This is a genomic window from Bellilinea sp., from assembly GCF_034432615.1.
In the GTDB taxonomy this organism is placed as follows: Bacteria; Chloroflexota; Anaerolineae; order Anaerolineales; family Anaerolineaceae; genus Bellilinea.
Genome location: NZ_DAOUBL010000092.1, coordinates 1 through 2,171 on the forward strand (window position 1 = coordinate 1; position 2,171 = coordinate 2,171).

Here is a 2,171-nt window from a genome sequence, read left to right on the forward strand (position 1 = left end):
CTGAAAGATTTGGCGGACCGGACGCAGCACCTGCGTCAGCGCTTCAGCGCGCAGTTTGGATGCTCAACCGGCGCAGGAAGACAGACTGGTCAGCCGAATTTGTTTGCCAGAAGGCGGTTTGGCGGGCTGTGATTCCATGTTCGCGGTTCAAAAACTCCTTATGGGGTGGGAGTGGGTTCAACTGCCGGTGATGGCGTGGTTGGCGCAGGGGCAGGGTTGGAATTGGGGTTGTACACATCCGGCAAGGGGAAAATGAAGGGGGCATTACTGGGCAAAAGCAGTGCCTGAATGTTGGGGGAAAGTTTGGTGATGTACTGGTAGGTCAATAATTCCGGGTTATCTTTAAGCGCTTCAGAGATGATCTGTAAGGCTTTGGCTTCGGCTTCAGCCTGAATCAGGCGCGATTCGGCTTCACCTTTGGCCTGAATCACGGCGGCATCGGCGCGTCCCTGAGCAATCTGGCGGGCCTGTTCGGCTTCCTGGCGTTTTTGTTCGACCACAAAACGCGCCTGCTGGGCTTGCTGTTCGGCAATCTGTTTTTGTTCAATGGAGGCGGCGTATTCAGGCGAGAAGGTGATGTTGCGCAGCACAAAATCCACCAATCGTAAGCCGTTTTCGGCGAGTTTGATGGAAAGCGCGTCGAAAACCTGCTGGGTCATTTCACCGCGTTTTGTGCTGTATACTTCTTCAACGCCGTACTGTGAAACCGCATCGCGGATAATCCCGCGGGTGAGCGCGCGCACCAGTTCGTTTGTGTAGCGGTCCTGCCAGCGGATGTGAACTTCGACCACTTTGGCAGGGTCAATTTCAAAGATAACCGAGGCGTCAATGAAAACTTCCTGACCGTCAGCCGTGCGGGCGGTGATGGAGTCATCTCCAATAATTTGTCCCTCCTGAGAAGCTATGGACATGGTATAGGTCTGGCGGGAGATGGGGTAACGCACTACCCTTTCGGCAAACGGAATAATCCAGCGTAACCCCGGTTCCAGTGCCTGCTCGCGGTAACCGGTGGGCGAAAGCGCAGAAATGACCACCCCGCGTTCTTGTGGTTCAATAAAAACCAGCCCGGCAGAAACAACGGTTAACAGGATGGCTAAAACCAATGTGGTCAGCACGGTAACCGAGGCATTCTTGATCGGCCGGTTGCGGCTGGCGCGTACCAGCACCAGCACCAGGAGGCCGAAGAACAGCATCCATGCCAGTGTGGCTAAACCCTGAAACAAATTGGCGATGTTCATGATAATCTCCTCACAAATTGGTGAAACGATTGTATTATACTAGCATGAACACGGCATTGTGCAAGTTCAGTGATCAATGAAATCTCACTTTTTGATTGAACAAATCTTCCATTCGGCGGTTGAAGGTGAGGTGATGATCCGCCTATCCTCCGGAGAGCAGCTTCCCTTCTCGGCTGGCCAGCTGTGGATTGGATTTCACGATCCGATGGCTGACTTGCTTCCAACAGCGTTGTACCCGGCTATGGATGAACGCGGTGAATGGTATCTGGCGGGGGCAATCCCTTCGGGATGGCAGGCGGGTGGTCGTTTGAGTATCCACGGGCCGATTGGACGCGGTTTTACCCTGCCGCGCTCCAGCCGGCGGGTTGCCTGCGTTTCGCTGGATGAGGGGGTGCATTACTTGATGCCTTTGATGCAGCAGGCGGTGCGTCAAGGTGCCGAGATCGTGTTTTGTGGAGAACACAGCCCCTTGCGTTTACCTGCTTTGATAGAGGTTTTTTCACTAAACCAGCGTGAAGAATGGTGGCAGTGGGCAGATTTTATTGCTGTACAGGGCTCTTTACCGGCAGTGGCCGCCTTTTTTAAGGAAATTGATGAGAAATTTTCGTTATCTTCCAAAAAGGATGGTGTGGAAGTGATGGTACGCCAGCCGGTATATTGCGCGGGAATGGCGGAATGCGGTGTGTGTGCCATACCTGCCCGCAAAGGCTGGCTGCTGGTTTGTCGTAAAGGGGTGGTTTTCGACTATTCCCAAATCAACTGGTCAGCACTTGGATCAGTGGAAAATCAGCGGGGTGAGTCATGACGGTGCTGACGGCGAAACAGGAGTTGATGCTGGAAAAGGGTTGGATGAACAGCGCGGGAGCGTTGGGGTTCAACCCACCTTTGCCGTACTGGCAGTATCAGCCGCCAATTGCCTATGTTACTCCGCCG

General features: G+C 53.8%; 2 protein-coding genes. One reads left to right on the plus strand and one right to left on the minus strand.

All coding sequences use genetic code 11. The annotated features are described in order from the left end of the window. Positions 1 to 158 precede the first annotated feature (158 nt). Positions 159 to 1,238: a prohibitin family protein gene (locus tag VAE48_RS04315; RefSeq protein WP_322792091.1), complete on the minus strand. Its 1,080-nt coding sequence runs from the start codon at positions 1,236 to 1,238 to the stop codon at positions 159 to 161. Between the two features lie 76 nt (positions 1,239 to 1,314). Between VAE48_RS04315 and VAE48_RS04320 the strand changes: the two genes are divergently transcribed. Then, positions 1,315 to 2,043 (plus strand): hypothetical protein, encoded by a 729-nt coding sequence (locus tag VAE48_RS04320; protein WP_322792092.1) that lies wholly within the window; start codon positions 1,315 to 1,317, stop codon positions 2,041 to 2,043. Positions 2,044 to 2,171: the final 128 nt, after the last annotated feature.